We start from the raw sequence: 21,109 nt of genomic DNA, 5'->3' as shown, positions 1-21,109 counted from the left end.
ATATTATGAATGACTTAAATTTAGTGCAGCTTTTATTTTTTATTCTACCGGCCGTAATTACCGGAGGAGTAGCGTTCTATTTCTTTAAGACCTATACCGATAATGAAAATAAGAAGCGCCTGCATCAGCTAAGATTAGAGAATCAGAAAACTTCACTCCCACTTCGCTTACAGGCTTTTGAGCGAATGACCTTGTTCTTGGAGAGAATCTCCTTGGGAAAGTTATTGATTCGCATAAAGCCGGAAGACTTTTCAAAAGAAGAATACGAACAACTTTTAATACTTAATATCGAACAGGAATTTGAACATAATTTGGCGCAGCAAATCTATTTTTCAAATGAATGTTGGAATTTCATCAGAACTTCCAAAAATGCAACTATTGCAATAATTAGAAAGACAGCGGCTAAAAAAGAAATTGAAACCGCCTCTAACCTACGTGAGGTAATACTAACAAATTTAATGGAGCAAACAGCGCCTACCGAAGCCGCCTTAGATTATATTAAGAAAGAAGTGAAAAGCTTTATTTAATTATAAAAGAGTTTTAAATGAAAGGTTTTGCTCTCCCTTTTTTTGAAGTCCTCTATCCATAGCATAATCAAAACCTTGTTGCCACCAGGCAGTCATCGCTTTTTTGTTGAACACGAGTGAATTCTCTGTGAGTTGTACAGGAGTATAATAGGTATTGAGCTTAACATCTTTATTCATGGCGGCAAGTTTCCCTTCTACCACATCATGATACTCTACCTGATCTAATAAAAATCCAAAAAGGTTAATCATCAAGGAAAAAGGATTCTTACCCAGCACCTTATTATATTCCATATTTTCAGCTTCCAGAATAATTGCATCCACCTCGGTAGCTCCCCGCTTGATGGCTTCCCTAATAGGCACCACGCAGCCTAATCCACCATCGGCATACTCGTAGCCATTTTTGGTAGCAAGACTCATAAATGGGATATAATTACAACTTATCCAGATCCAATCGCAGAAATCTTCATATGAAAAATCTCTAATCGATTTATATTCTACCCTGTTTTTAGAAAGGTTTGAAACTGTTACCACTACATCCTTAGCATTAAGCTTTACAGAATTGAAATTCTCTTCTGTAAAATGACGCTTAATATGTTTCCTTAAATTCTTGCTTTCTCCAAAAGTCCGTTTCTTTTTCACGAACTGCCAGAACATATTGAAATAGTTAATGGTAACATATTCGCGGCCATCTTTCTTTTTTACCACAAAAGGATTCAGGCTGAATATTTTACGCTGGTTAACATTGGTATAAATATCATAGATCTTTTTGATATTACCATCTGCCAAATGAGGAATTAGCAGGCTCCCGGTAGAAGTACCCAAAAAAAGATCATACTTTTTCCCTTCTTCTTCCATTAAATATTGTGCCACTCCTCCGGCAAAAGCGCCTTTACTTCCTCCTCCTGATATTACCAGTGCTCGCATTAAGGTTCTATTTGATTAAGTTCTTCATTTTTATATTTTGCAAAGCTATAACCGCTTTCCCACCATTTTTCCATCTTCACCTTATCAAAAATAAGTGAATTGGTGGTTAATACCGTAGGGGTGTAATAGAAATTAATGATCACATCCTTGTTTGCCGCAGCAAATTTTCCAATTCTAATATTTTGAGTTTCTATTCTATCTAGCATGAAACTGAATAAATTAGTGATTAAAGAAAAAACATTTTTAGAAGGCATCCTGTTAAAATAGGTGACTTCCGTTTGTAGTATTATAGCATCAATTTCAGTAGCCCCTCTTTTAATAGCTTCTTCTATGGGTACCATAGAGCCTAAGCCACCATCAGCATATTCACATCCATTTTTAAGCACCAAACTCATAAAAGGCGTGTAATTACAAGAAATCCATATCCATTCACAAAAATCTTCGTAGTTATAGTCCTTGATAGATTTATACTCCACTTCATTCAAAGATAGATTAGAAACGGTTACCACAATATCTTTAGGTCCGGCTTTTAATTCTTCAAATTCTTCTTTGGTTATAGTTTCTTTGATAAGCCTTTTAAGATGTAGGCTTTCGCCAAAGGTTTTTTTTCCTCTTAAAAAATTACGTAGCACTTTTAAGTGGTTGATCGTGATTTGATCGTGACCATGTTTCCTCTTAATATCAAATGGTCTATTGCTAAAAATACTGTGCTGGTTAACCGAAGTATAAACCTCCTTTATCTTTTGGGTTTTATTAAGAGCTAGATGAGAGATCAACAAACTACCGGTGGAAGTACCAAGGTAGAGATCATATTCATTTCCCTGTGCCTCTTGTAAGTATTGTGCTACGCCACCTGCAAAAGCGCCTTTACTTCCCCCACCTGAAATTACCAATGCTCGCATTTATATGTTGAGCTTTTTGTTTAAATACTCACGGTTCAAACCGCTTAATTCTTCTTTTAAAGCTACATATTTTCTACGATATTCTTCGTTTTCGAGCAATCTATCTAATAATTTTCTACAAAAATCTCTATACCTGTAAGTGTGATGCGAGGTGCTTTGTGCTAGGTCCAATAAATTTTCATCGGTAAAGACGTCTAATTGGTAGAGGTATCCAAAGGCATTTTGCCTTACATAAAAAGGCATATAAGGTCGGGTGTATTCTGAAAGTTCTTTGAAATACACTGGTTTTTCATCGGGTTTATAGTTTGGGTCAACAAGCGCAAGGGATAGCCAAAGCATTCTAAAGCTCTTATCAGGAAAGCCTTGTATACTTTCAGTTTCATTCAACACTTCTTGAGTATCTTCGGGAAATTGTGTCCAAATCTTTTGTAATGCCGCCTCTTGCGTAATATATGAATCATCAAAAAGAAGTCCTTTAAAATCTTCTTTTAATTCTTTGGGAATTATTTGCATACTTACAGCTATAGCCTGTCTAACATACACATTACCACTTTCAAAAACTTTTTTATATAGAGAAATCGTTTCTGGCCCTGTGTTTCCAGAAATCTGATACACCGCTTCCTGACCTATATAATCGTTAACAGGAAAATTAAAAGCTTTCGATAAAGCTTCTTTTTTATTTGTAAATGGAATTTCTCTCAGCGCTGCCAATTCCATATAATCTTTTATAAACTGAGATTTCTTTAAGGAGTTCAAAGCCTGAATTCCTTGGAATGCCGATTGTTTCAACCAGTTATTTGCAAAATCAGTAAGATCCATTCCAGAGCTCTTTTCAATTTCCGAAATAAATTTAGCGGTAGAAACATTGGAATAGGCATATTTTCTAAGGTAATTTCTCACCCCTTCTTTAAAAGCCTTCTCTCCTACGCGTTCTTTTAATATATGCAATGCCCAGGCCCCTTTTTGATAATAAGTAAGAGAACTTGATTTTGCACGTAGTAAGGCTTCACCTTGCCCACTGTCGCTCATTTCCTTTAACTGCTCAGCCGACTGATAAAGTTTCCAGTAGTAATAATCATCTCCAAAAATCTCTCTCTCAGCCAGTAATGCGTAATAGGTGGCAAAACCTTCATGAAGCCAATGATGCTCGCCAGTTTTCTCGGTAACAAGATCCCCAAACCATTGATGTGCCAGCTCATGAGCATTTACATTCACGTAATTTTGATCTTTAAAAGAGATCGAATCTATCATCAAGGCGCTGGAGAAAATAGTCATTCCCGTATTCTCCATTCCACTATATAAAAAATCCTGAACAGGAATCTGTTTGTAATTCTGCCAAGGATAAGCATACCCTATCTCTTGCTCCAGAAAATCGAAGATCCTTTTTGAGTGTCTATATGTAGGTTCTACCAGCAGGGAATCTTTTGGCAGATAATATAATTCCAAGGGAATACCTGAGGTAGCTACCAATTCTTTTTTCTCGTAAATTCCTGCAGCAACTGCTACAAGATAACTACTCATGGGTTTATCCATTTTATAAACCCACTTGGTAATAGAATCGTTAATCGCTATTTTCTCTTCCAATTCTCCATTGGCAATAACATTAAAGCCCGATTTAAATTTAAGTCCGATCTCAAAAACGGCTTTTTCACGCATATCATCAAAACTCGGTAACCAATAAGAAGTGTATTTTCCTTGGCCCTGAGTAAAAACCTGAGAAGGTGCATTTATTTCCTTCTCCAAGTTCCAATTTATAAAATACATGGCTTGCCTGGGAGCTGCCGAATACTTTAGTTCTAAACTATATTTTTGCGCTGCTTTAAAATTACTCTTCAGCCAAAGTCGCTTCTTATCGTTTCTAAATCTTATGGATTTCCCGTTGATGCTCACGTTTTCAAACTCCATATCCTTGGCGTCTAAAAATATTGAATCGGTATCCTTTAAAATCTTAAATTCATAAGTAACAACTCCGGTAACTTTTTCATCTTTTGGAAGTATTGAAATATCCGTTTTCACTTTTTCAAAATCGACTTTATTGATCTGATCGAGTTTTGGATCTATCTGACTATAACTGCTTAAAGAATAAAACAGTGTAGAGAGTAGCAGAAAAAGGTACTTCATAAAGATGAGTTGTTAATGCTAGCAAATTACGAAATACCCGCTTTACTACATAGAAATATTAGACTTATAAGGTACTACTCGCACTTTTTCAGAAATTGTTTTCATTCTTTAAAAGAAATAATATCCCTAAAAGTAAAGTTTAAATTGGGATTTAATATCTTCGTTTTATGAATGCAAATCTTCTGCAAACTCCCATCGATTATTTAAAAGGTGTTGGCCCGAATAGAGCAGAACTTCTTCGGAAGGAAATGGGCATTCACACCTACCAGGATCTCATCAATTTCTTTCCTAATCGATATCTTGATAAAACTCGTTTTTATAAAGTTAAAGAACTTTTACCCAGCAATGCCGAAGTGCAAATTATAGGTAAAATAGTTGGCTTTAAGACGGTAGAACAAAAAAGAGGAAAGCGACTGGTAGCCGACTTTATTGATGATACCGGCCGTATGGAGCTGGTTTGGTTTAGAGGCCATAAGTGGATTAGGGAGAACTTAAAGGTCAATACACCTTATGTGATTTTTGGAAAGACCAATAACTACGGAGGCATCTTTAGCATGGCACATCCAGACATGGAGCTTCTGGAAGAGCATGAAAAAAGCTTACGAACGGCGATGCAGCCTATTTATCCTTCTTCTGAAAAACTGACAAATAAAGGTATTACCAATAGAGTTGTAAATAAGTTGATGCAGCAGCTCTTTATTGAAACCAGAGGTAGATTTTTTGATACGTTAAGTGAAGATATTAAAGGGAATCTTTCCCTAATTTCCAGAGCCGATGCTTTGTTCAATGTGCATTTTCCTAAAAGTCAGGAACTGTTAGCAAAAGCGCAATTCCGACTGAAATTTGAGGAATTATTTTATATCCAGATGCAGCTTCTCATCAAAAATATGATGCAGAAGCAGAAAATAAAAGGTTTTGTTTTTGACAAGATAGGACACTATTTTGATGATTTTTATAAGAACCACCTCCCTTTTGAACTTACAGGAGCACAAAAAAGAGTAATTAAAGAAATACGCAGCGACCTGGGCAGCGGAGCGCAACTTAACAGACTTCTACAAGGAGATGTAGGTTCTGGAAAAACCATCGTTGCCTTAATGTGTATGCTTATTGCTTTAGACAATGATTTTCAGGCTTGCCTTATGGCACCTACAGAAATTCTGGCTACACAGCATTTTCAGGGTCTAAAAGAACTTTGCGAAGGTCTCGACATCAATATTGCACTTCTTACCGGTTCAGTGAAAACTGCTCGCCGTCGCGTGATACACGAACAGCTGGAAGATGGAACACTGAATATCCTTATTGGAACCCACGCCCTTCTGGAAGATAAGGTGAAATTCCAGAATCTTGGTCTGGCCATTATAGACGAGCAACACAGGTTTGGAGTAGCACAGCGCGCTAAATTATGGCATAAGAATCATCTCCCCCCGCATATTCTGGTAATGACCGCCACTCCCATTCCTCGAACTCTGGCTATGAGTTTGTATGGAGATCTCGATGTTTCAGTGATAGATGAACTTCCACCGGGGAGACAACCTATAAAAACCGTACATCGGTATGACAGCAATCGGCTAAAAGTATTTCGTTTCATAAAAGATGAAATTCAAAAAGGAAGACAGATATATATCGTGTATCCGCTAATACAGGAATCTGAAAAAATGGATTATAAAGATCTGATGGATGGTTACGAAAGTATTGCGCGCGAATTCCCAATGCCAGATTACCAGATATCTATCGTTCACGGGCAGATGAAACCAGCCGATAAAGATTATGAAATGGAGCGCTTTGTAAAGGGAGAAACACAGATAATGGTTGCGACTACGGTAATTGAAGTAGGGGTAAATGTTCCCAATGCCAGTGTAATGATTATTGAAAGTGCCGAACGATTCGGTCTATCTCAACTTCACCAGCTAAGAGGAAGAGTTGGCCGAGGAGCAGAACAGAGTTATTGTATTTTAATGACCTCGCATAAACTATCGGAAGAAGGTAAGACTAGGTTACAAACCATGACCGCTACCAATGATGGCTTTGAGATCGCGGAGGTAGACTTAAAACTTCGCGGGCCCGGAGATCTTATGGGAACTCAACAAAGTGGGATATTGAATCTAAAGATAGCCGATATTGTAAAGGATAATCAGATCCTGAAGGTAGCGCGGGATTTTGCTAAAAGAGTACTTAGTGAAGATCCCGAGCTGAAAATGGAGAAGAATAAGATGATCAGGTATACCTATCAACAACTTGCCAAGCATAAAAATATTTGGAATTACATCAGTTAATTTTTCATCACAATCAATTCTTCGTCCACTGATTTCGATGTTTTTCAGCATTTATACAAAATACCGAAAAACGAATTTCAAATTATGTCAAAACCATCCGTAATGCTATCTTTGCAGCTTGTAAAAACGATTCGATGAAAATTTCATATAACTGGCTTAAGCAATTTATAAAACTCCCTAATAATCCTGAAGAAACAGGAGTACTCCTTACCGATCTTGGATTGGAAGTAGAAGGAATTCATAATTTTCAAAGTGTAAAGGGTGGCTTAAAAGGAATAGTAACCGGGCACGTACTTAGCTGTGTTCAACATCCTAATGCTGATAGACTTAAACTTTGTAAGATTGATGTTGGAAACGGAAAGGTTTTGCAAATTGTTTGTGGAGCACCTAATATTGCTGAAGGTCAGAAAGTGCCTGTAGCTACAATAGGTACTACCCTTTATGATGAAAAAGGAGAATCTTGGGAGATCAAAAAAGGAAAGATACGCGGGGAAGCCAGCCATGGGATGGTATGTTCGGAAAGCGAATTGGGACTTGGAAGCAGCCACGATGGTATTATGGTATTAAAAGATGATCTTGCTCCCGGAACTCCGGCAGCCGAGATCTTCAATATTGAAGACGACCAGGTATTTGAAATAGGCCTTACTCCTAATCGGGCCGATGCTATGAGCCACTGGGGAGTTGCTAGAGACCTAAAAGCAGGATACCAACAAGAAGACCTAAGTTTAGAACTTATTACTCCTTCGGTAAGCAGTTTTCATGTAGACAGCAGAAGCAATAGAATTCCAATTCATGTAGAAGATTCCAACCTTGCACCTAGATATTGTGGAGTGACCATGAATGGAATTAAAGTGGAAGAATCTCCAAAATGGCTTCAAAACAGATTGAAGGCTATTGGAATTAATCCTAAAAACAATATTGTAGATATCACAAACTATGTGATGCATGAATTAGGACAACCATTACACGCTTTTGATGCCGATAAAATAAACGGAAATGAAATTCATGTAAAGACCCTTCCGGCAGGAACGAAATTCACCACTTTAGATGAGGTAGAACGCGAATTGCACGAAGAAGATTTAATGATATGTGATACCGAAAAACCTTTATGTATTGCAGGGGTTTTTGGCGGAATTACTAGCGGAGTATCTCAAGGAACTACCAAATTATTTATAGAGAGTGCTTACTTCAATCCTGTAAGCATTAGAAAGACAGCAAAAAGACACGCTTTAAATACCGATGCTTCTTTTAGATTTGAAAGAGGGATCGACCCATCCATTACTGAGTATGCTTTAAAAAGAGCGGCTTTACTTATCAAGGAAATTGCAGGAGGAGAAATAACCAGTGATATAGATGACCTTTATTTCAAAAAAATTGAGGATTTCCAAGTGTTCTTAACCTTCGAGAAGGTAAACAAACTTATTGGGCAAAACCTTGAAGAAGAAACTATAAAATCTATACTTGCCTCTTTAGAGATACGTGTAAACAATGTCACTGAAAGCGGAATGGGACTGACCATTCCTTCTTACAGAGTTGATGTGCAGAGGGAAGCTGATGTAATTGAAGAGATCTTACGTGTGTACGGATACAATAATATTGAATTTGGCACTAAAATAAATGCTTCTGTTTCTAATTCTTCAAGATTTGAAGATTATAAACTGCAAAATCATATTGCCAATCAGCTGGTAGGTCAGGGTTTCTTTGAGACCATGGCAAATTCATTAACTACTCCGGTTTACACTAAACTAAGTGAGCAGTTAAATGAGGACTATAATGTTGAAATGCTTAACCCGTTAAGTCAGGATCTTTCAGTGATGAGACAATCCTTATTGTTCTCCGGATTGGAAGCAGTAAGTTATAACATCAATAGAAAGCAGGCAGATCTTAAATTATTTGAATTCGGAAAGACCTATCATAATTATTCCAGTGGCCGTGTAGAAGACAAGCACCTAAGCTTGTTCGTTACCGGAAATAGAAGTGCGGAAGCATGGAACAGTGCACAACACACGGGGAATTTCTTTTATATTAAGGGAATAATAGAACGTATTTTTGAACGACTTGGAATTAACAATCTGAAATCGGGAGATATAAAATCGGATGTATTTTCTGAAGGTATATCAATAAGCTCTGGGAAATCTAAGCTTGTAGAATTTGGAGTCGTGAAGAAATCTGTATTGAAACATTTTAGCATTCAACAAGAAGTTTTGTATGCCGATTTCAATTGGGATCTGGTTATTGAAACCGCCAAACTTCAAAAGACGAAGTTTACTCCAATTCCAAAATTTCCGGCCGTACGTAGAGATTTCGCTTTGCTTTTAGATGCTTCAATTAACTATCAACAAGTACAAGATATAGCGCTTCAAACAGATAAGAAACTGCTAAAAGCTGTGAATTTATTCGATGTGTATGAAGGTAAAAATCTACCAGAAGGTAAAAAGAGTTATGCGGTGAGTTTTAAATTCCAAGATGAAAATAACACCTTGACCGACAAGCAAATCGATAAAATAATGAGCAAGCTACAACACCGCTTTGAAAAGGAGTTGAATGCAGAATTGAGATAAGAGATTTCAATTTATAAAAATAAAAAGGTCATTTTCAACTAATTGAAAATGACCTTTTCTAATTTAAAGGGGGCAAAAAAAGAATTATTTAGTAGGTAGTAACACAGTATCTATAACATGTATCACCCCGTTCGACTGGTTTACATCACCAATAGTAACCGTTGCAACATTTCCTGCTGCATCCATTAATTTCAATTTTTTACCATCCATCATTGCTTTTAACTCAACACCTTGAACAGTTTTAAAAGTAGCAGTTCCCTTCGCATTTTTAATAGCTGCCATAATATCTGCAGCTTTAAAGTTACCAGCAACAACATGATAGGTTAGCACGGCTTGCAAGGTTTCCTTATTTTCAGGCTTCAATAAATTTTCAATAGTTCCTGCAGGTAACTCGTTAAAAGCTGCATTTACCGGTGCAAATACTGTAAAAGGTCCTTCACTTTGCAAAACCTCTACAAGATCGGCTGCTTTAACCGCGGCAACCAAAGTAGTGTGATCTTTAGAGTTCACCGCATTTTCAACGATATTCTTGCTTGGGTACATAGCAGCTCCACCAACCATTGTAGTAGCTTCTTTAGACATTGTTTGAGCTTGTACATTTCCACCCATTGTAAATGCTGCAAAAATTACAGTAAGTGATAAAAATTTCAAATTTTTCATAATAGTTTAATATTTAGTTCTGCTTAATAAACGGCTTAAAAGAAACCGCGGTTTTAAAAATTAGGTGATTTGGGAGTTATTTAACAGATAATAATGCGATGAAAAATGTCTATATAATAGAGAAATTTTAACAAAAATGCTGGTTGTTAGTTCACTATCAATTAATTAAATTAGTAAAAGATAAGACCATGAAGATGAAGCTAGCACGAACCCATATCCCCAAGAAAATAGTAAGAGCCCGAAATAAGCGCACTTCTGAAGAAGCTATTTTGAATGCTGTTCAGGAAATCCTTGCAGAAGATTTTATAAAAGATGAAATAATAGCGGCTACATTGGCTAATGGCCAACAAGATTTTCAGAATAATTTTAATGTAGATTTATTAGAAACCGGGAAGATCTTTCATCTTTCAGATATTGAAAAGATGTGCATAGAATACAGGTTGAGATTTTTGGACAGTAATTATTATAAAGCAGCACTACCCTATGAAGCAATCTCCAAAATCAAGGCGCTAGAAAAAGAGCATGATCTGGAAATTAAAAGATTTAAGATAATGGCCCCAGCGAAAGCCTTTAAATTGAAAAATGCAGACGATCCTCTTCTCTTCGCGCCTATGGGAAATAATTATCACTATCTGATACATTCCTGGGGACGAGACTTACATCCATTTAGAAAACTACTGATGTGGCCTTTTAGACAACTGGAAAATTTTATTTTCTTTTTGTTGATGATAAGTCTGCTTCTTACCAGCCTTGTACCGGAAGGCTTATTTAGTTACAAACAAACCACCTCAGAGTTTTTCATGATTCTCTTCTTCATGTTCAAATGGGTAGCAGGAATGTCAATTTTCTACGGTTTTAAAAAAGGAAAGAATTTTAGTGCCGATAGCTGGCAAAGCACATATTATAATGCTTAGAAAGTTAAACTCTTTAAAAAATACTCAAACTATTTCTAACTTCTATGTACCTTAATAGTGTTAAAACAGCTACCAATGACAAAAGAAAGTTATGAACGGGTTTACACGGGGCCGGAGACCAATGTGCAATACTTATTGGAACTATTCAAGAAAGCAGGATTTTCCTCCAGAGTTAGAAATGATTTTGACTCCGGACTTAGAGCCGGATTTGGTGGTGGTTTGCCGGGACAGGTTCAATTATTTGTGGAAAAGCCACATGTAGAAGAGGCAATTCAGTTAGCTAGAGTTACATTTCCTGAAGATTATAGCGATGCAGAATAACACGCCACGAAAGATAAATATATGGAATTTAGTACTGGGAATACTCTTTCTAGGCTACGGTTCTTACAAATTGTATATGGTAACAACAGGAGCTCCAGACAGCACGTTTGGAATACTATTAGCCGTAGCTTTTATTATTTTTGGTATTTACGACCTTTATAAATATTTCAAAGGATTATAAAAAAAGCCCCCTTACCTAATGATAAGGGGGCTTTTTTTGAATACTATAGTTATAGAATCTAACTTTGCATATCATTATTTTTTAGAGGGATACATGCTAGTTCTTAATTCCTTGATTTTAGGATCTTCCATATACTCATCGAATGTCATATATCTATCTATAACACCAGATGGGGTTAATTCAATTACTCGGTTAGCGACAGTTTCTGCAAACTCATGATCGTGAGTAGTGAACATTACAGTTCCTTTAAAATTCTTCAGTGAATTATTGAAAGCGGTAATAGATTCAAGATCCAAGTGGTTAGTAGGCTCATCTAACATAACAACATTGGCACGCATCATCATCATGCGACTTAACATACATCTTACCTTTTCTCCTCCAGATAAAACTTTTGAAGTTTTTAAAGCTTCTTCCCCACTAAAAATCATTTTTCCAAGAAATCCTCGAATGTATACTTCTTCGCGTTCCTCTTCTGTTTTAGCCCATTGTCTCAACCAATCAACCAAGGTAAGGTCGTTATTAAAGAACTCTGAATTGTCTAAAGGCAAATACGATTGTGAAGTTGTAATACCCCAAGAAAATTTACCGGCAACAGGTTTCTGCTTGTTATTGATGATTTCATAGAACGCTGTGGTAGCTCGTGAATCTCTAGAATAGACCACGACTTTATCACCCTTTTTAAGGTTGATATCTACCCCTTTAAACAGGGTTTCTCCTTCAATAGAAGCTTCCAGTCCTTCAACATTTAAGATCTGATCTCCAGCTTCACGCTCTCTTTCAAAAATAATTGCCGGATATCTTCTGCTTGAAGGTTTAATTCCTTCAATGTTTAATTTGTCGATCATCTTTTTACGAGAAGTCGCTTGCTTAGATTTTGCCACGTTCGCACTAAAGCGCATAATAAATTCCTGCAATTCCTTCTTCTTTTCCTCTGCTTTCTTATTTTGCTGAGAACGTTGTCTTGCTGCTAATTGAGAAGATTCGTACCAAAAAGTATAGTTCCCGCTAAAGTGATTGATCTTACCAAAATCGATGTCAGAAATATGCGTACACACGGCATCAAGGAAGTGACGGTCGTGAGAAACCACTATCACTGTATTGTCATAATTTGCCAAAAAGTTTTCCAACCATAAAATTGTTTCGTAATCCAGGTCGTTAGTTGGCTCATCCATAATTAGCACATCTGGACTCCCAAAAAGCGCCTGTGCCAATAACACCCTTACTTTCTGTTTACCATCCAGATCCTTCATTAAAGAATAATGTAGATCGGCACTTATCCCAAGATTTGATAACATAGCAGCTGCATCGCTGTCGGCATTCCAGCCATTCATTTCTTCAAATTCCACCTGTAACACCCCTACGCGCTCTCCATCGGCATCATTGAAATCTTCCTTAGCATATATCTCGTCCATCTCCTTCTTGATCTTGAATAAGGGTTGATTACCCATTATTACAGTTTCAAGAACCGTATGCTCGTCATATAAATTGTGATTTTGTTCCAAAACCGACATTCTTTTTCCCGGTTCCAGAAAAACCCGCCCACTTGTTGGCTCGGTTTTCCCCGAAAGAATGTTTAAAAAAGTAGATTTTCCGGCCCCGTTAGCACCTATAATTCCGTAACAATTCCCCTGTGTAAAGGAAGTGTTTACCTCGTCAAATAGAACTCGTTTACCAAACTGTACCGAAAGATTTGAAACTGATAACATATAAATTATTTTTCTTGTGTAAAATTTCTGCAAAAATAGCTAATATTGCCCGGTTGGTGAAACATTAACGTTTTAATTATTTGTTTTAACGCTCGATTAACATATAGCACAATTACCAACATATATATTTGTTCAAATCTCTGAATTCCAGAGAGGAAAACGTTATTTTGATTACCCTGAATGAAATACAAGATTATACTTCTATCGCTGTTTTTAGTCGGCCTTACTGCATGCAATGAGGAGAAAGATGATTCGGAGGATATTTACGTAAGTGGACAAATTGCAAACCCCAGCAGTAAGTATGTGATAATTTCCAAAGATGATATTGATCTGGATACGCTACTCCTTAACTCTTCCAACCAATTTCACGGGGTACTTAAGAATCCTGGAGCCGGACTGTTTGTTTTTAAGCATGCTCCGGAAAATCAAATTATGTATATGGAACCCGGGGATAGTATTCTGGTTTGGGTAAATACCTTAGCTTTTGATGAATCTATAAATTTTAGTGGAAAAGGTGCCGAGAAAAGTAATTTCCTAACCAATATGTATTTGCTTAATCAGCAAAATAATGATCTAATACTTTCCTACTACAAGTTAGAACCTTCCAAATTCGCAGCGAAAACCGATTCCATAAAAGCTTCAAGATTAGAAGAGTTAAAACAATTGGAAGAAAAAAACGATTTTAGCGATGACTTCTATGAGTTAGCACATTCTAGTATTAATTATGAATATTATGATCTTAGAGAACGTTACGCATTTTTAATTCGAAAGTATTCCAGAGAATATGTAGATAACATTCCTACAGATTTTCATGCCTACCGAAAGGATATTTCATTTAATGATCAAAAATTAGCCGATTATTATGTCTACTTAAACCTGATAGACGACTACCTTAGAAACAAAGCTTTAGACTATTGCGATAAAAACGATATTACCGATAAGAGTTGTTACAACCTTAATGATTACAACAACATTAAAAGAAGGATCATTTTAATAGATTCTTTAATTCAAAATAAAAATATACGTAACACCTTTTTAGATAGACTGGCTGCCCAGGGAATAATCTATTCTCAAAATAAAGAAGACATTCAGGCCATATTAAATTTATTGGAAGAGATTAAATACACCGGCAATCTGGAAGAGAGCATTCAGGATCTGGCAAGAATTCAAACAGAATATTTACCCGGAAACTCATTAGGCGATCGAAAATACCTGAATATGAAGGGAGAGACAGTACTGCTAAGGAATATTTCCAGAAAACCCATGATCTCCTATCGCTGGTCAACAGCATCACAGGCACATCACAAATGGCAGCACGAGATAATAGATGATCTCAGATTTAAATACCCTGAAATTGATTTTATAGGAATTAACCTTGATAAAAATCAGTTCGAAAATTGGACAACGGCTATTGAAAACTATTCTTACGACCCGAAGTTTGAATATAAAGCTACCCTACTTAGAGTGGATCAAAAATTACTTAAGAATTATTTGAATAAATTGATCTTCATGGATGCCTCAGGGAAGATCATAAAAGGAGACGTTAGACTTGACAGTCCGGACCTGGAAACTAAGATCTTAGAATTTCTGAGTCAGCAATAAACTTTAGACATATTATAATTAAAAAGGGGGCTGAAATAAATTCAGTCCCCTTTTTCTATAGTATCATTCAGGATTCTTTAGTTTCCTTTATTATAATCTTCTAAGAATTTAGCCAAACCACTATCTGTAAGCGGGTGTTTTAATAAGCTTTCGATAGATGACAGTGGTCCCGTCATTACATCGGCTCCTATTTTAGCACATTCCAAAATATGCATACTGTGTCTTACTGAAGCTGCAAGAATTTCAGTTTCAAAACCATAATTATCATAAATTAATCTAATATCAGCGATAAGGTTTAATCCATCTGTAGAGATATCATCCAGTCTTCCAATAAATGGAGAAACATATGTGGCACCGGCTTTAGCAGCTAGTAAGGCTTGTCCTGCAGAAAAAACTAATGTACAGTTAGTACGAATTCCTTTATCACTAAAATATTTAATAGCTTTGATACCTTCTTTTATCATTGGCACCTTCACTACAATTTGATCATGAAGTTTTGCAAGCTCTTCTCCTTCTTTAATAATTCCATCAAAATCTGTAGCAATTACTTCGGCGCTTACATCACCATCTACAATCTCACAGATTTTTTTGTAGTGATTAATAATGTTTTCCCTTCCAGTAATTCCTTCTTTAGCCATTAAAGACGGATTGGTAGTTACCCCGTCTAAAACTCCAAGATCTTGAGCCTCCTTAATTTGATCTAGGTTTGCAGTATCAATAAAAAATTTCATAATGTTGTTGTGTTTATTCTTTTGTTGGTTGTTTTTAATAAGACTTGCACAAAATTACAATTTATAATGTTTAAGCAACATTTTCTCGTAAACTTTATCTGGTAAAATACGCTTTAGGGCAATAGAGAACTTTTGGAGTGGCTCTCCCACTTTATAATGGCCTCTAGGTTCTTTGGTTTGGATAATCTTGTAAATTGCCTTGGCCATCTCCTGCGGGTCTTTCCCTCCCGATACATGCACATTCATAAGATCTAATGTATTCTTATAAGCTCTTTTATAAGGAGAATCTTCCAAAACCGGAGCATGATATCTTCCAGCAGCTATGTTGGTAGCAAAGTCTCCTGGCGCCACATTGGTCATTTTAATATTGAAGTCTTTTAACTCCATTCTAAAAGCTTCAGTAGTCAATTCTAAAGCACCCTTAGTAGCCGAATAAATACCGCGATATGGCAACCCCATATACCCTGCGATACTGGTAACATTTATTATTAATCCGCCACCCTGCTTACGCATAGTTGGCAATACCGCCTTTGTAACATTTAAAGGACCGAAGTAATTGGTATCAAACGCTTTTTTGATCTCCTCATCGGGAGTTTCTTCAATAGGGCCGGTAATTCCAACTCCAGCGTTATTGATAAGAATATCGATCTTACCTTCCTTTTTTACAATTTCCTGAATAGCAGAAACAATTGTTTCTTTCTTGGTAACATCAAGCGCTACAAGTGGAAATGAGTTTGTTGAATTATTTTGAGGGTTTCTACTTGTTCCATATACCTTAAAATTTCTCTGCAAAAGAAATTCTCCGATAGATTTTCCGATTCCTGAGGAACCGCCGGTAATTAGAACAACTTGTGGGGAAGCATCTGTTTTCATAGATCACAAAGATGCGATAAAATTTAAATATCAGATACAAAAAATGGCAAGCTACCCACATCACACCGCTACGACCGCTTACCCTTGCTGCGTTCCCGCCCTGGGGGAGTCAGCAGGAGCTGGTTGTGTGGGACTTGCCGGTGCAAATATACAATCTTTGATACATTTAGCAAGTATTTTTTGGCTTGAATTAATTAAATTAGCCTCTATTAAAACTCGCATTTTTCATGAAAAAACTTAACTTCCTATTACTCATTATTTTAAATACGCTTCTTATTTCCTGCGGAAGTAATTCAGATAAAAAAACAAGCGATTTTTCTTTAAAAATTTCTAATTCTAAGGACTCTTTTCAGCTTGGAGATACCATAAAACTCAATATAGAGAATGCAAAAGATCGAAAGATAGACGCTATAAAATTCAAAATAGATGAAATCACTTCTGAAGTAAAAAACGGAGAAACCCAAACTGAATTCATTCTACAAGATCAAAAATTAGGAAATCAAGTTATTGAAGCCTTAGTTTATTCAGAAGAAAAAGTAGATACGCTTCTTATTCCTGTAAAGATACATAATGATGTAGCGCCAGAATTTTACACCTATAAGATTGTGAACACCTACCCTCACGATATAAATGCCTACACCCAAGGTCTGGAATTCTTAAATGATACTTTATATGAAAGCACGGGTCAATATGGAAACTCATCCTTGAGAAAAACAGACTTTAAGACCGGTGAAGTACTTCAAAAAGTAGACTTAACAAAAGATTATTTTGGAGAAGGACTTTCCATTTTAAACAACAAGATCTATCAGCTTACCTGGCAGGAAGGTGAAGGTTTAATATATAACCTTGATAAGCTTGAAAAAACGGGTAGTTTTAAATTCAATCAGAGTAAAGAAGGTTGGGGTTTATGTAACAATGGCAAGCAATTTTACAAAAGTGATGGCACCGAGAAGATCTGGATCTTAAATGCCACAACACTTGCCGAGGAAAATTACATTCAGCCAACTACCAATAAATCGATCTCTACTCAATTAAATGAGCTGGAATGGGTGGAAGGAAAGATCTATGCCAATACCTATCAAAAAGACGGTGTAGCTATCATAAACCCAACAAATGGCGCTATTGAAGGGTTGATTGATTTTAGAGGATTAAGAGAGCAAGTGACCCAACACCCAAAACTGGATGTTTTAAATGGAATTGCATACAATCCTACTACCAAAAAATTATATGTTACAGGAAAGAATTGGGATAAACTATTTGAAATAGAAATAGTTAAAAAATGAGTTTTACTCCCGAAATATTCGAACAAAGTATCAAGGTAAGCAAAGAGGATCTTGATGAAAATGAGCATGTAAATAATGTGAGATATGTGCAATGGATACAGGATATCGCTAAAGCACATTGGGAAACTCGTGCTGATGCAGTTATACAGGAGAATTATTTTTGGGTGGTAATTCGGCACGAAATAGACTATAAGCAACAAGCTTTTTTAGATGATGAACTACTCATACAAACCTTTGTTGCGGAACATACTCATGTAACTTCCCAGCGTATGGTGAATATATTAAATAAAAAAACCAGAAAAGTTTTGATACAGGCAAAATCTACCTGGTGCTTGATGGATTCAAAAACCAAAAAACCCGTAAAGATCTCGGAAGAACTGTTACGGGTTTTCTATAAATAAGAATTCACTTTTTCTTCTACAATGTTTTAGCGACTGCTTCTACAGCTTTTATAGTATTATCAAGATCGTGATAAGTTAAAGCTTCAGTAATAAACCAAGTTTCAAAAGCACTTGGTGCTATGTAGATTCCGTTGTCCAACATTCCGTGGAAGAACTTTTTAAAGGTATCATTATTAGCATTGGCTGCACTTGTAAAATCTGTTACCGGTTCTTCAGAAAAATGAACAGAGATCATAGATCCTAATCTGTTAATAGTATGAGGAATATTATTAGCAACCAACACTTTTTCCATACCTTGATGTAAATAAGCCGTTTTCTCCTCGATACTTTTGAAGATCTCTCTTTGCTCATCAAGTTCGGTAAGCATTGCCAATCCCGCAGCCATTGCCAGAGGATTACCGCTTAGCGTTCCTGCCTGATAAACCGGACCAATTGGGGCCAAATAATTCATGATTTCCTTTCTTGCAGCAAAAGCGCCAACAGGAAGTCCCCCTCCAATAACTTTACCAAAAGTAACTATATCAGCAGCTATGCCCATACGCTCCTGTACGCCTCCGGGAGCAAGCCTGAAGCCCGTCATCACCTCATCAAAAACCAACAAGATGTCATTTTGATCACACAAGCTTCTAAGTCCGCCTAAAAATCCTTCGGCGGGAGGAATACATCCCATATTTCCGGCGACAGGTTCTAAAATAATACAGGCAATCTCGCCTTTGTTTGCTTCAATGAGGGCAGCTACATTCTCTAAATTATTATAATCTGCAAGTAAAGTATCCTTTGCGGTACCCTTTGTCACTCCGGGACTATTAGGACTTCCAAAAGTAACTGCACCACTCCCCGCCTGTATAAGAAAGGAATCGCTATGCCCGTGATAACAACCTGCAAATTTGATGATCTTTTCTTTTCCTGTAAATCCTCTCGCCAGTCTAACAGCGCTCATACAAGCTTCTGTCCCAGAATTCACGAATCTGATCTTGTCGATATTCGGCACCATTTTCACTGCTAATTCTGCGATCTTGGTCTCTATTTCTGTTGGCGTACCAAATGAAGTTCCTTTTTTTGCTTTCTCTACCACAGCATCAACCACTGGCTTATGAGCATGCCCTAGTATCATTGGCCCCCAGGAATTGATATAATCTATAAACTTATTACCATCGGCATCATATAAATAAGCGCCTTCGGCCTTTTCGATAAAGATAGGATCTCCTCCCACCGCATTAAATGCTCTTACAGGAGAATTTACTCCTCCCGGTATTACTTTTTTTGCAGCTGTAAACAGCTCGCTACTTCTCTTATAATTCATATAAATATATACTTCTTTATTGTGCAGGAGTTACTACCAGTTCCTGACCAATACTAATGGTATTTCCCTGAATATTATTGTAACGTTGCAACATTTCTACTGTAGTATTAAATCGTTTAGAAATAGAGTACAGCGTATCCCCTTTTTGAACGGTATACGTGTTACCTCCATCTCTGGCAGCAATTGTTCTACTACTTCTATTACTTTTTCTTTTTCCCAGAGTTTCTTCATCAAACTTATAAAGACTATATCGCTCTATGAGATCTATTAGTTTATCTGGGTATTTTCTATCTGTAGCATAACCCGCTGCTCTTAAGCCTTTAGCCCATCCCTCATAATCATCAGTATCCAAATCAAAAAGGCCTGCGTATCGCCTGCGCTCACTCAAGAAAAGAGAATGATCACGATAAGAATATTTAGCATTGTTATACTTTCTAAAACATTCTTGAGATCTGTCATCATCATGATATACTTTATCTCCTTCCCAATCGTGACATTTAATTCCGAAGTGATTATTAGCATTACGGGATAAGGTGCCTCTTCCCGCTCCAGATTCAAGAATTCCCTGAGCCAAGGTAATACTTGCCGGAATCTTATATAAACGCATTTCCTCTTTTGCTATTTCTGCAAAATCAGCAATATATTCTTCTACAATATCGGCATAAGACCCGGAAGGGGTGGATTTCTTAACTGTATTATTAACTTTAGCTGGAACATCATTCCTGCTAGAAATGCTGCGTTCAGTTTTCGCCTTCTTTCTGGAAGCGATCTTTTTTTTACTTCCGCAAGAGGCAGTAAAGATTACTGTAATAACAAGAATAATTAGATGCTTATAATTCATTCCAAAAATCGATTAAAGGCTGGTTCCTTTTAGTTAATTGAGCATTCATTCCGGGAATACCCTGAAGCCCTCCGGTATGGATGGCTAAAATACGAGAATTTTGAGGAAATGCAGATTTTTCGATCATATCAAAAAGACCATAAAACATTTTTCCCGTATAAATAGGATCCAACGGGATTTGATAGGTTTTATAAAAAGTGTTGATGAATTGTATAAGCTCTTCAGAAACCTTGCCATAGCCACCAAAATGATACTTTGAAATGAGTTCCCAATTAGAACTTGAAGTATTCATAGCAATTTCATCTTTTAAAAAATCACCTTTTAAGGCTGAAAAACCAAGTATTTTTTGAGTTTCAGAAGTACTATTGATTATTCCAGAAATTGTTCCTCCCGTTCCTACCGAAACGCCAACAAAATCAAACTCTTTATCTTCTTCAGATAAAATTTCCTCACAGCCTTTTATAGCCAACAAATTGGTGCCTCCTTCCGGGATGAGATAAAATTCACCAAATTCCTTTTTTAGTTTTTCAATAAGTTCGGGACTTGTTTTCTCTTTATAAGAAGTTCTTGAAATAAATTTCAATTTCATACCACAGGAAACTGCAAAGCGTAAAGTGGCATTCTCTTTCAAGGTCTTTTCAAGATTAACTGCAAGCTCCTCCCCTCTTATTAATCCAATTGTTTCAAAGTTATAAGCTTTTCCTGCAGCTGCCAGAGCCGCAATGTGGTTAGAGAATGCCCCTCCGAATGTGAGTAAAGTTTTTGCGTCAACCTCTTGCGCTTTCTTTAAATTATATTTCAGCTTTCTGAACTTGTTCCCGGAAACCTCAGGATGTAAAAGATCTTCACGCTTAATATATAATTGAATTCCAGATTCCTCAAATTTCTTCACCAAGTAATTAGGAGAATATTGAAGACTGAAATCGATCGCTTTGCTCATGCTGCAAATATTCAAAAATTAGCAGGAGAAAGCGAAATACATACT

General features: G+C 36.6%; 19 protein-coding genes and 1 other RNA gene. 9 read left to right on the top strand and 11 right to left on the bottom strand.

Features of this window, described 5'->3' with window-relative positions; genetic code table 11:
• Window positions 1-5: 5 nt before the first annotated feature.
• Entirely contained in the window at window positions 6-527 is a 522-nt protein-coding gene (locus L1I30_RS06095; protein WP_236133378.1) for a DUF7935 family protein, read from the top strand.
• On the opposite strand, the gene L1I30_RS06090 is transcribed toward L1I30_RS06095, so the two are convergent.
• The 3 genes from L1I30_RS06090 to L1I30_RS06080 are packed head-to-tail and all read right to left on the bottom strand — an operon-like array spanning window position 528 to window position 4,474.
• A complete protein-coding gene (locus tag L1I30_RS06090; RefSeq protein ID WP_236133377.1) occupies window positions 528-1,451 on the bottom strand; it encodes a patatin-like phospholipase family protein in 924 nt (307 codons plus the stop codon).
• A complete protein-coding gene (locus tag L1I30_RS06085) occupies window positions 1,451-2,353 on the bottom strand; it encodes a patatin-like phospholipase family protein (protein ID WP_236133376.1) in 903 nt (300 codons plus the stop codon). The genes L1I30_RS06090 and L1I30_RS06085 overlap by 1 nt, the downstream gene beginning before the upstream one ends.
• A complete protein-coding gene (locus tag L1I30_RS06080; RefSeq protein WP_236133375.1) occupies window positions 2,354-4,474 on the bottom strand; it encodes a M1 family metallopeptidase in 2,121 nt (706 codons plus the stop codon).
• A 167-nt stretch (window positions 4,475-4,641) separates the two neighbouring features.
• Here L1I30_RS06080 and recG point away from each other — a divergent pair, with 167 nt between their 5' ends.
• Complete coding sequence (recG, locus tag L1I30_RS06075) at window positions 4,642-6,747, top strand: ATP-dependent DNA helicase RecG (protein WP_236133374.1); 2,106 nt, start codon at window positions 4,642-4,644, stop codon at window positions 6,745-6,747.
• A 134-nt stretch (window positions 6,748-6,881) separates the two neighbouring features.
• The gene (pheT, locus tag L1I30_RS06070; protein ID WP_236133373.1) at window positions 6,882-9,308 is read left to right on the top strand and encodes a phenylalanine--tRNA ligase subunit beta; all 2,427 of its coding nucleotides are present in this window, start codon (window positions 6,882-6,884) and stop codon (window positions 9,306-9,308) included.
• An 84-nt stretch (window positions 9,309-9,392) separates the two neighbouring features.
• Here pheT and L1I30_RS06065 read toward each other — a convergent pair whose 3' ends face one another.
• Window positions 9,393-9,968, bottom strand: a complete 576-nt coding sequence (locus L1I30_RS06065; protein WP_236133372.1) for a fasciclin domain-containing protein — start codon at window positions 9,966-9,968, stop codon at window positions 9,393-9,395.
• 188 nt (window positions 9,969-10,156) lie between these two features.
• Here L1I30_RS06065 and L1I30_RS06060 point away from each other — a divergent pair, with 188 nt between their 5' ends.
• The 3 genes from L1I30_RS06060 (at window position 10,157) to L1I30_RS06050 (ending at window position 11,384) form a co-directional block, all read left to right on the top strand.
• Window positions 10,157-10,882, top strand: a complete 726-nt coding sequence (locus L1I30_RS06060) for a hypothetical protein (protein WP_236133371.1) — start codon at window positions 10,157-10,159, stop codon at window positions 10,880-10,882.
• 75 nt (window positions 10,883-10,957) lie between these two features.
• Window positions 10,958-11,203 carry a DUF2007 domain-containing protein gene (locus L1I30_RS06055; RefSeq protein WP_236133370.1) on the top strand — a complete coding sequence of 82 codons (246 nt, stop codon included), beginning with the start codon at window positions 10,958-10,960 and terminating at the stop codon, window positions 11,201-11,203.
• Window positions 11,193-11,384, top strand: a complete 192-nt coding sequence (locus tag L1I30_RS06050; RefSeq protein WP_236133369.1) for a hypothetical protein — start codon at window positions 11,193-11,195, stop codon at window positions 11,382-11,384. Before L1I30_RS06055 ends, L1I30_RS06050 begins: the two co-directional genes overlap by 11 nt.
• 74 nt (window positions 11,385-11,458) lie before the next feature.
• On the opposite strand, the gene L1I30_RS06045 is transcribed toward L1I30_RS06050, so the two are convergent.
• Complete coding sequence (locus tag L1I30_RS06045; protein WP_236133368.1) at window positions 11,459-13,090, bottom strand: ABC-F family ATP-binding cassette domain-containing protein; 1,632 nt, start codon at window positions 13,088-13,090, stop codon at window positions 11,459-11,461.
• Between the two features lie 180 nt (window positions 13,091-13,270).
• Here L1I30_RS06045 and L1I30_RS06040 point away from each other — a divergent pair, with 180 nt between their 5' ends.
• On the top strand, window positions 13,271-14,692 hold the full coding sequence (locus L1I30_RS06040) for a TlpA family protein disulfide reductase (RefSeq protein ID WP_236133367.1): 1,422 nt from the start codon (window positions 13,271-13,273) through the stop codon (window positions 14,690-14,692).
• Between the two features lie 77 nt (window positions 14,693-14,769).
• On the opposite strand, the gene fsa is transcribed toward L1I30_RS06040, so the two are convergent.
• From fsa to ffs, 3 genes are all read right to left on the bottom strand, one after another.
• Window positions 14,770-15,423, bottom strand: a complete 654-nt coding sequence (gene fsa, locus L1I30_RS06035) for a fructose-6-phosphate aldolase (protein WP_236133366.1) — start codon at window positions 15,421-15,423, stop codon at window positions 14,770-14,772.
• 54 nt (window positions 15,424-15,477) lie between these two features.
• Complete coding sequence (locus L1I30_RS06030; RefSeq protein ID WP_236133365.1) at window positions 15,478-16,296, bottom strand: SDR family oxidoreductase; 819 nt, start codon at window positions 16,294-16,296, stop codon at window positions 15,478-15,480.
• Between the two features lie 41 nt (window positions 16,297-16,337).
• Window positions 16,338-16,436: signal recognition particle sRNA small type (gene ffs, locus L1I30_RS06025), an RNA gene on the bottom strand.
• A gap of 87 nt (window positions 16,437-16,523) precedes the next feature.
• Between ffs and L1I30_RS06020 the strand changes: the two genes are divergently transcribed.
• Both L1I30_RS06020 and L1I30_RS06015 read left to right on the top strand, forming a co-directional pair.
• The gene (locus L1I30_RS06020) at window positions 16,524-17,579 is read left to right on the top strand and encodes a glutaminyl-peptide cyclotransferase (RefSeq protein WP_236133364.1); all 1,056 of its coding nucleotides are present in this window, start codon (window positions 16,524-16,526) and stop codon (window positions 17,577-17,579) included.
• Window positions 17,576-17,980 (top strand): acyl-CoA thioesterase, encoded by a 405-nt coding sequence (locus tag L1I30_RS06015; protein WP_236133363.1) that lies wholly within the window; start codon window positions 17,576-17,578, stop codon window positions 17,978-17,980. Before L1I30_RS06020 ends, L1I30_RS06015 begins: the two co-directional genes overlap by 4 nt.
• Window positions 17,981-17,996: 16 nt before the next feature.
• On the opposite strand, the gene hemL is transcribed toward L1I30_RS06015, so the two are convergent.
• From hemL to L1I30_RS06000, 3 genes are read right to left on the bottom strand one after another with little or no spacing between them, the layout of a single operon-like run.
• Entirely contained in the window at window positions 17,997-19,283 is a 1,287-nt protein-coding gene (gene hemL / locus L1I30_RS06010) for a glutamate-1-semialdehyde 2,1-aminomutase (protein WP_236133362.1), read from the bottom strand.
• A gap of 16 nt (window positions 19,284-19,299) precedes the next feature.
• On the bottom strand, window positions 19,300-20,124 hold the full coding sequence (locus L1I30_RS06005) for a glucosaminidase domain-containing protein (protein WP_236133361.1): 825 nt from the start codon (window positions 20,122-20,124) through the stop codon (window positions 19,300-19,302).
• Entirely contained in the window at window positions 20,114-21,064 is a 951-nt protein-coding gene (locus L1I30_RS06000; RefSeq protein ID WP_236133360.1) for a 1-aminocyclopropane-1-carboxylate deaminase/D-cysteine desulfhydrase, read from the bottom strand. The genes L1I30_RS06005 and L1I30_RS06000 overlap by 11 nt, the downstream gene beginning before the upstream one ends.
• Between the last annotated feature and the right edge of the window lie 45 nt (window positions 21,065-21,109).

It is taken from the genome of Gillisia lutea, from assembly GCF_021568705.1.
Lineage (GTDB): Bacteria > Bacteroidota > Bacteroidia > Flavobacteriales > Flavobacteriaceae > Gillisia > Gillisia lutea.
This window is presented reverse-complemented; position numbering and strand designations above follow the sequence as displayed.

Coding starts and splice junctions, on each gene's coding strand:
- pheT (WP_236133373.1), top strand. CDS start 6,882: ATGAAAATTTCATATAACTGGCTTAAGCAATTTATAAAACTCCCTAAT.
- L1I30_RS06085 (WP_236133376.1), bottom strand. CDS start 2,353: ATGCGAGCATTGGTAATTTCAGGTGGGGGAAGTAAAGGCGCTTTTGCA.
- L1I30_RS06095 (WP_236133378.1), top strand. CDS start 6: ATGAATGACTTAAATTTAGTGCAGCTTTTATTTTTTATTCTACCGGCC.
- fsa (WP_236133366.1), bottom strand. CDS start 15,423: ATGAAATTTTTTATTGATACTGCAAACCTAGATCAAATTAAGGAGGCT.
- L1I30_RS06060 (WP_236133371.1), top strand. CDS start 10,157: ATGAAGATGAAGCTAGCACGAACCCATATCCCCAAGAAAATAGTAAGA.
- L1I30_RS06030 (WP_236133365.1), bottom strand. CDS start 16,296: ATGAAAACAGATGCTTCCCCACAAGTTGTTCTAATTACCGGCGGTTCC.
- L1I30_RS06045 (WP_236133368.1), bottom strand. CDS start 13,090: ATGTTATCAGTTTCAAATCTTTCGGTACAGTTTGGTAAACGAGTTCTA.
- L1I30_RS06040 (WP_236133367.1), top strand. CDS start 13,271: ATGAAATACAAGATTATACTTCTATCGCTGTTTTTAGTCGGCCTTACT.
- L1I30_RS06065 (WP_236133372.1), bottom strand. CDS start 9,968: ATGAAAAATTTGAAATTTTTATCACTTACTGTAATTTTTGCAGCATTT.
- L1I30_RS06005 (WP_236133361.1), bottom strand. CDS start 20,124: ATGAATTATAAGCATCTAATTATTCTTGTTATTACAGTAATCTTTACT.
- recG (WP_236133374.1), top strand. CDS start 4,642: ATGAATGCAAATCTTCTGCAAACTCCCATCGATTATTTAAAAGGTGTT.
- L1I30_RS06020 (WP_236133364.1), top strand. CDS start 16,524: ATGAAAAAACTTAACTTCCTATTACTCATTATTTTAAATACGCTTCTT.
- L1I30_RS06090 (WP_236133377.1), bottom strand. CDS start 1,451: ATGCGAGCACTGGTAATATCAGGAGGAGGAAGTAAAGGCGCTTTTGCC.
- hemL (WP_236133362.1), bottom strand. CDS start 19,283: ATGAATTATAAGAGAAGTAGCGAGCTGTTTACAGCTGCAAAAAAAGTA.
- L1I30_RS06050 (WP_236133369.1), top strand. CDS start 11,193: ATGCAGAATAACACGCCACGAAAGATAAATATATGGAATTTAGTACTG.
- L1I30_RS06080 (WP_236133375.1), bottom strand. CDS start 4,474: ATGAAGTACCTTTTTCTGCTACTCTCTACACTGTTTTATTCTTTAAGC.
- L1I30_RS06000 (WP_236133360.1), bottom strand. CDS start 21,064: ATGAGCAAAGCGATCGATTTCAGTCTTCAATATTCTCCTAATTACTTG.
- L1I30_RS06055 (WP_236133370.1), top strand. CDS start 10,958: ATGACAAAAGAAAGTTATGAACGGGTTTACACGGGGCCGGAGACCAAT.
- L1I30_RS06015 (WP_236133363.1), top strand. CDS start 17,576: ATGAGTTTTACTCCCGAAATATTCGAACAAAGTATCAAGGTAAGCAAA.